Raw genomic sequence first — 6465 nt, 5'->3', positions numbered from 1 at the left:
TCCAGGAAGCCAACGACCGACTAGCCCGCTCCGTCGGCCAAGGAGGCCCCAACTTCGTCCAGAACGCCATCCTCGGCCCCCTCGCCTCCAAACGAGGCGCCACCATCGACCGCATCGCCATCGCCATCGGCCGCACCGCCCAACGCCCCACCGGCCTCGACAACCTCGCGACCTGCACCCTTAACGACTCCGCCGCACCGGCGCCCCCCGACGGCACGGCCACACCGGCACCCACCGACGCCGGCACGGCCGCACCGGCACCCAGCGACAACGCGACGGCCACCCCCAACCCAAGCTCGACCTCAGGCCCCGGGACGGGACAGGCCATCGTCTGCCCAAGCGTCGCCGACAAGCTTCCCCAAATACCGGCCACCGCCCAGGCCGAGGTCGACCGCAACCTCGCCCTCCTGGACAAACAACTCCAGGAAGCCAACGACCGACTAGCCCGCTCCGTCGGCCAAGGAGGCCCCAACTTCGTCCAGAACGCCATCCTCGGCCCCCTCGCCTCCAAACGAGGCGCCACCATCGACCGCATCGCCATCGCCATTGGCCGCACCGCCCAACGCCCCACCGGCCTCGACAACCTGGCCACCTGCGCCCTCGGCAATGCGGGGAACGCCGCGCTGTCGGCCGCCGACTTCGTCGACATCCAGCAGGTTGCCGCCTTCGAGCAACCGGAGCCGAGCGAGAGCGGCTCGACCGGCACGTTCGTCTCCCGATGCGGCACGAGCAGCGAGGGCCACAGCAACAACGACAACGTCATCACGGCCCCCGGCGTGAGCAACGGAACCCAGGCCCAATACGACTACGTCGGCAACATGTCCACCGACGCCGTCTCCACCAACGAGAGCCTTTCCGACGCGGACACCACCTGCCGCAACCAGGCCGATCAGTCGGCCTACTTCTGGCCGGCCTTGCGCGTACTCGGCGCCGAGACGGACGGGGACACCGCCGGCACGGCCGTACAGCCGTCGTCGGTGCGACTGGAGTACCGCGGCAACGCGACCTCCGAGGTCACCGCGCCACCGCAGTTCCTCAGGATGCTCGCCGGCGACGCCAGAGCCGCGACCAACGGCGACGCCGAAGCCCGCCCGACGTGGACCTGTACGGGCTTCACCGACCGCCTGACCGACAAATACCCCATCTGCCCCTCCGGCAGCGACCTGGTCCGCGTCTTCGACATGCCGAGCTGCTGGGACGGCGAGAACATCGACAGCGCCGACCACCGCACCCACCTCACCTTCCCCGACGAGGAGGGGGCCTGCCCGAGCGGCACCGAGGCCGTGCCGCAACTGCGCCTGACGCTGACGTACGACGACGTTCCCACCACCGAGCCCGAGAGCACGGACGTCCCGTTCGCCGTGGACAGCTTCGCCAGCGAAGGGAACAGCCCGAACACCGACCACGCCGGCGCCATCGTCGTGATGTCGGAGCAGCTCATGAACAAGGTCGTGCAGTGCATCAACGGCGGCAAGAACTGCTGACCCAGTAGGCACCCGCCTGCCGACGGCCGGACGGCACCTACTGGAGCGAGTCCGGCCAGCTCGGCCTACGTCACTCCCACTCGATGGTGCCCGGGGGCTTGCTGGTCACGTCGACGACGACCCGGTTGATCTCCCGGACCTCGTTGGTGATCCGGGTCGAGATCCGCGACAACACGTCGTACGGCACCCGCGCCCAGTCCGCCGTCATCGCGTCCTCCGAGGTGACCGGCCGCAGCACCACCGGGTGGCCGTACGTGCGCCCGTCCCCCTGCACTCCCACCGACCGCACCTCGGCCAGCAGCACCACCGGGCACTGCCAGATCTGGCGGTCGAGGCCGGCCCGCGAGAGCTCCTCGCGGGCGATCGCGTCGGCCTCGCGCAGCAGGGCCAGGCGTTCGCGGGTCACCTCGCCGACGATGCGGATGCCGAGGCCGGGGCCGGGGAACGGCTGGCGCCAGACCATGGCGGCGGGCAGGCCGAGCTCCTCGCCCGCCCGGCGCACCTCGTCCTTGAACAGCGCGCGCAGCGGCTCCACCAGCTTGAACTGCAGGTCCTCCGGCAGGCCGCCCACGTTGTGGTGGGACTTGATGTTGGCGGTGCCGGTGCCGCCGCCCGACTCGACCACGTCAGGGTAGAGCGTGCCCTGGACCAGGAAGTCCACGGGGCCGTCGGCCATGATGGCGCGCTGCTCGTCCTCGAAGACGCGGATGAACTCGCGCCCGATGATCTTGCGCTTCTCCTCGGGGTCGGTGACGCCGTCCAGCGCCTTGAGGAAGCGGTCAGAGGCGTCGACCACCCGCAGCTTGACGCCGGTGGCGGCCACGAAGTCCCGCTCGACCTGCTCGGCCTCGCCCTTGCGCAGCAGGCCGTGGTCGACGAAGACGCAGGTCAGGCGGTCGCCGATGGCCCGCTGCACGATCGCGGCGGCCACCGCCGAGTCCACGCCGCCCGACAGCGCGCAGATGGCGCGGCCCTCGCCGACCTGGCGGCGTACGGCCTCGACGGACTCCTCGACGATGTTGAGCATCGTCCAGGTCGGGCGGCAACCGGCCGCGTCGAGGAAGTGCTTGAGCACCACCTGGCCGTGCTCGGAGTGCAGGACCTCGGGGTGGAACTGCACACCGTAGAGGCCGCGCTCGACGTGCTCGAAGGCGGCGACCGGGGTCTCGCGCGTCGAGGCGGTCACCCGGAAGCCCTCGGGCGCGGCCGCGACGCTGTCACCGTGCGACATCCAGACCTTCTGGCTGGCCGGCAGGCCGGCGAAGATGATGCCCTCGTCGAGCACCTCCAGCGCGGTGCCGCCGTATTCGGCCACGCCCGTGCGGGCCACCTCGCCGCCGAGCGCCTGCGCCATGGCTTGGAAGCCGTAGCAGATGCCGAACGTGGGCACGCCCGTCTCGAACAACCCATGCGGCACGGGCGGCGCGCCCTCGGCGTAGACCGAGGAGGGACCGCCGGAGAGGATGATCGCCTTGGGATTCTTGGCCATCATCTCCTCGACGGGCATCGTCGACGGGACGATCTCGGAGTAGACGTGGCACTCGCGCACCCGCCTGGCGATGAGCTGTGCGTACTGCGCGCCGAAGTCGACCACCAGCACTGTGTCGAATTCAGACACCGTGAGAACCCCCCCCAAAGGCGAAATGCGGTACCCCTAGTCTATCGGCCCCGAATATTGCGCCTGGCCTGCCGGGGAGACTCGTGCTAACACAGAAAGATGGATCTTGTCTGGCCGGTGGCCGCGTGGGCCGTGTGGGTCGCCGCGCTGGCCGCCGCCTTCAAGGTGTCCAGCCGCGAGCGGCCGCCGAAGGCGCCTCCTGCGCGGGACGCGCCTCAGCCCGTGGTGGAGCTTCTGCGCGACATGCGGGCGCAGGAGGTGTTCCATGCGGCGCTGTTCGAGCTGGCCGGGCGCGGGTGGGCGACGGTCGAGGGCGACCGTCTTGCCTTGGCGATACCTCGGCGGGAGCCGCTGCTGCCGTACGAGCGGTGGGTGCTGGAACGGGTGGCCGCCCGGATGAAAGGGGCGGCGGACGCGCCGGTCGTCGCGCTCATGCCGGACGGCGACGATCTGGAGCGCGAGTTCATGCCACTGGTCCGGCAGAGTGCGATCGATCTCGGTCTGGCGCGGCGGCGCTGGCCCACCATGATCGTGCCGGTCCTCCTGGCCGCCGCGCTCGTCGTCCCCTGGTACGCCACCATCACCAGGTCCGGGGTGTCGTGGGCCGGCGGGATCGCGACGATGGTGTCGTTCGTGGCGGGGATAAGCCTGCTCATGGGCGGGCGGGGATTCCTCCCGACCGCGCGCGGCCGGGAGATCGCCGGGCCTGAGGCCGCGCCCCTCAACCCCGAGCAGGAGTGGATCTTCACGGGCAGCGGCTGGCACGGTGTGGAGATCGAACCCGCCGAAGCCGCCTGGCCGGGCCATAAGCGGCAGGAGGTCACCGGCCACGTCGTCAAGCGGTGGGTCCACGTCGAGTCGGGCGGCGAGCACGGGTCGCGGCGGGACTACTACATCGCGCTGCACGACGGCAGCTCCGACAAGGCCACGGCGTTCCGCGTGGAGCAGGGTGTCTACAAGGACGTGCTGCCGGGCGACGCGGTCCGGCTGGTCGTCAAGCCGCGCAGCGGCACCGTGGTCAGGGTGCTCGCCCACGAGCGTCACTGGTAGGACGGCAGGTTCCCAGTCAGCAGGGTCTCGGTCTGCAGGCGCAGCCTGGCGGCGTATTTGGGATCGCTCAGCACCAGGAACCGCTCCTCGCGGATGGCCTGCACGGCCAGATCAGCGACCTCGGACGGCTCGATGCCGCCCGCCACGGCCCTGCCGACCTGGTCGAGCGCCTCCATCTCGTCCTGGGTGGGGCTGCCGGCCAGAACGGACGGGCGTACGCGCTCGGACTCGGCGATCCGCGTTCTGACCGCTCCGGGGCAGAGGGCGGTCACCCGGAGCTTGGCGCCCACGGCGGCCAGGTCCTGGGCGAGCGCCTGGGAGGCGGCCAGGGCCGCGTGCTTGCTGAGCGCGTAACCACCCGACCCGGAGACGGCGAACAACCCCGCCACCGACACCGTGTTGACGATGTGCCCCTCGGTGTCCTGCTCGATCATGCGCGGCACGAACGCGTGGACGGCGTGCAGCACGCCCCACAGATTGACGCCGAGCAGCCAGGCGAAGTCCTCCTCGCCGCGGGTCCACATGTGGCCGCCCTGGTAGACGCCGGCGTTGTTGCAGAGCACGTGCACAGCCCCAAGCTCGCCGAAGCAACGATTGGCCAGGTGGGCGACGGCGGCCGCGTCGGAGACGTCGGTGATCTGCGTGAGCACCTTGCCGTCCCCGGCCAGCGCGGCCGTCTCCGCGAGCCCGCCGTGGTCGACGTCGGCCAGCATGAGCGTCATGCCCTCGGCCGCTAACCGCAGGGCCAGGGCCCGGCCGATGCCGCTGGCCGCGCCCGTCACCACCGCAACCTTGCCAACGAGCTCGCGCACGTGATCGACGCTACAGGATCGCGCCGATCAGTCCCAGGGGCGGCGAGCCCAGATCGAGCAGCGCCTTGTGGAAGCGCTGCACGGTGAAGCCGGTCCCCCACTCCGTGCGCGCCCGCTCCCGCAGGTCGAGGATGAGCAGCTTGCCCCACGTGTAGCGGCCGTACGTCGGGTCGAAGGTGGCCCGCCGGGCTTCCGACAGCGCCGCAGGCCCAGCCAGATGCGTGTCCGACTCGAAGCGCCTGGCGCCTTCCTCGACCGTCATCTGCCCGGTGTGCACGCCGATCGCGCAGGCCAGCCGGGTGACGCGGATGAGCGCCTCCACCCACACGCCGATCTCGAAGCGCGGATCGCCGGCCTCGAACCCCTCCTCGACGCACAACTCCTCGGCGTAGTGCGCCCACCCCTCGATGAACGCCATCGACTGCAGCAGCCGCCGCACGTCCGACGGCGCCCGGCGCAGCGCACGGGCGTGCGAGAAGTGTCCCGGCGCCACCTCGTGCACGTTGATCGCCGGCAGCGTCGTGTGGCTGAAGACCTCCAGCCATTCCTCCTGGTCCTGCTCGGGCCAGGAGGGGTCGGGCGGCGTGATGTGGTACCAGGACGGTCCCTCGGGCTCGCCGGGCGAGTTCCAGGCCATCATCGCCATGGCCCAGCGGCGCGACTCGGGCGCGAGACCGACCAGGCACTCGCCGTCGTGGTAGGGCACGAGGTCCTTCTCACGGGTGAACGCGATGGCCTTCTCGGTGCCCGCTCTGGCCGCCTCGATCACGCCGTCCGCGTCGGGGTGGTCTTTGACCAGCTCACGTACGACGTCCAGCGGGGGCCCCGAACGCCCCAGCCGCGCGCAGGACTCGGCGAGCAACCCCATGAGCCGGTCGCGCTCGGCGTCGGCCCGCTCCGCCAGCCGGCCCAGGTCCACCGGCAGGCCCTCGGCCGTGCCCATGAGCCTGGCCAGCATGTCGCCACCGAGCGAGGCGTCGGGGTCGCCCTCCGCCGCGGCACGCTCCATGTGGGCGACGAGCCTGCCATGCGCCGCCAGCGCCTGCTCGTCCGTGACACCGGCCGCCAACCCTCTGGCGGCGCCCATCAGGGACTTCGCGACCGGCGCGCTCATCTGGTCGAGCGCGGCGATCGCGCCGTCCACGGCGTCCGGCCAGAGCGCGAGATGGGCCGCCTTGGCCGCGGCGCGCTCGGCCTCGGGGCCGTAGTCGCGGTCGTAGCAGGCGAGATCCAGGTTCGACAGGTGCGCCATGGGGTTCTTGCGGTGCAGCTGCAGCTCCCCGAGCTGAAACCGCAGGCTCTCCTCGAACACCTCCAGGTGCTCGGCGTCGTGCGGGTCGGCCGGCGCGGCCCCCTCTCCGAGCCGCGCCAGGCCGGCCCGTACGCCGTCGGGCGACAGGTCCTGGATCCGGCCGTCGTACTCGTGCCTGCCGCCGCCCTCGCGCGCCTCGGCCACCATGAGGTCGGTGACCGCCTTCAGCCTGTGATCAAGTTCCGTCAT

General features: G+C 71.2%; 5 protein-coding genes. 2 read left to right on the top strand and 3 right to left on the bottom strand.

The window, feature by feature from the left end; genetic code table 11:
- The coding region (locus tag Q9G87_RS53945) for a DUF1996 domain-containing protein (RefSeq protein WP_305924475.1) at window positions 1–1484 on the top strand (1484 nt) is incomplete at its 5' end.
- Between the two features lie 70 nt (window positions 1485–1554).
- On the opposite strand, the gene guaA is transcribed toward Q9G87_RS53945, so the two are convergent.
- Complete coding sequence (gene guaA / locus Q9G87_RS53940) at window positions 1555–3102, bottom strand: glutamine-hydrolyzing GMP synthase (RefSeq protein ID WP_305924474.1); 1548 nt, start codon at window positions 3100–3102, stop codon at window positions 1555–1557.
- Window positions 3103–3201: 99 nt separating this feature from the next.
- On the opposite strand from guaA, the gene Q9G87_RS53935 reads away from it, so the two are divergent.
- Window positions 3202–4152 (top strand): DUF2207 domain-containing protein, encoded by a 951-nt coding sequence (locus tag Q9G87_RS53935; protein ID WP_305924473.1) that lies wholly within the window; start codon window positions 3202–3204, stop codon window positions 4150–4152.
- On the opposite strand, the gene Q9G87_RS53930 is transcribed toward Q9G87_RS53935, so the two are convergent.
- Window positions 4143–4964, bottom strand: coding sequence for an SDR family NAD(P)-dependent oxidoreductase (locus Q9G87_RS53930; RefSeq protein WP_305924472.1), 822 nt, complete (start codon window positions 4962–4964; stop codon window positions 4143–4145). The two genes, Q9G87_RS53935 and Q9G87_RS53930, sit on opposite strands and share 10 nt — an antisense overlap.
- A 10-nt stretch (window positions 4965–4974) precedes the next feature.
- Window positions 4975–6465 (bottom strand): DUF885 family protein, encoded by a 1491-nt coding sequence (locus Q9G87_RS53925; protein WP_305924471.1) that lies wholly within the window; start codon window positions 6463–6465, stop codon window positions 4975–4977.

It is taken from the genome of Nonomuraea turcica (assembly GCF_030718205.1).
Classification (GTDB): Bacteria; Actinomycetota; Actinomycetes; order Streptosporangiales; family Streptosporangiaceae; genus Nonomuraea.
This window is presented reverse-complemented; position numbering and strand designations above follow the sequence as displayed.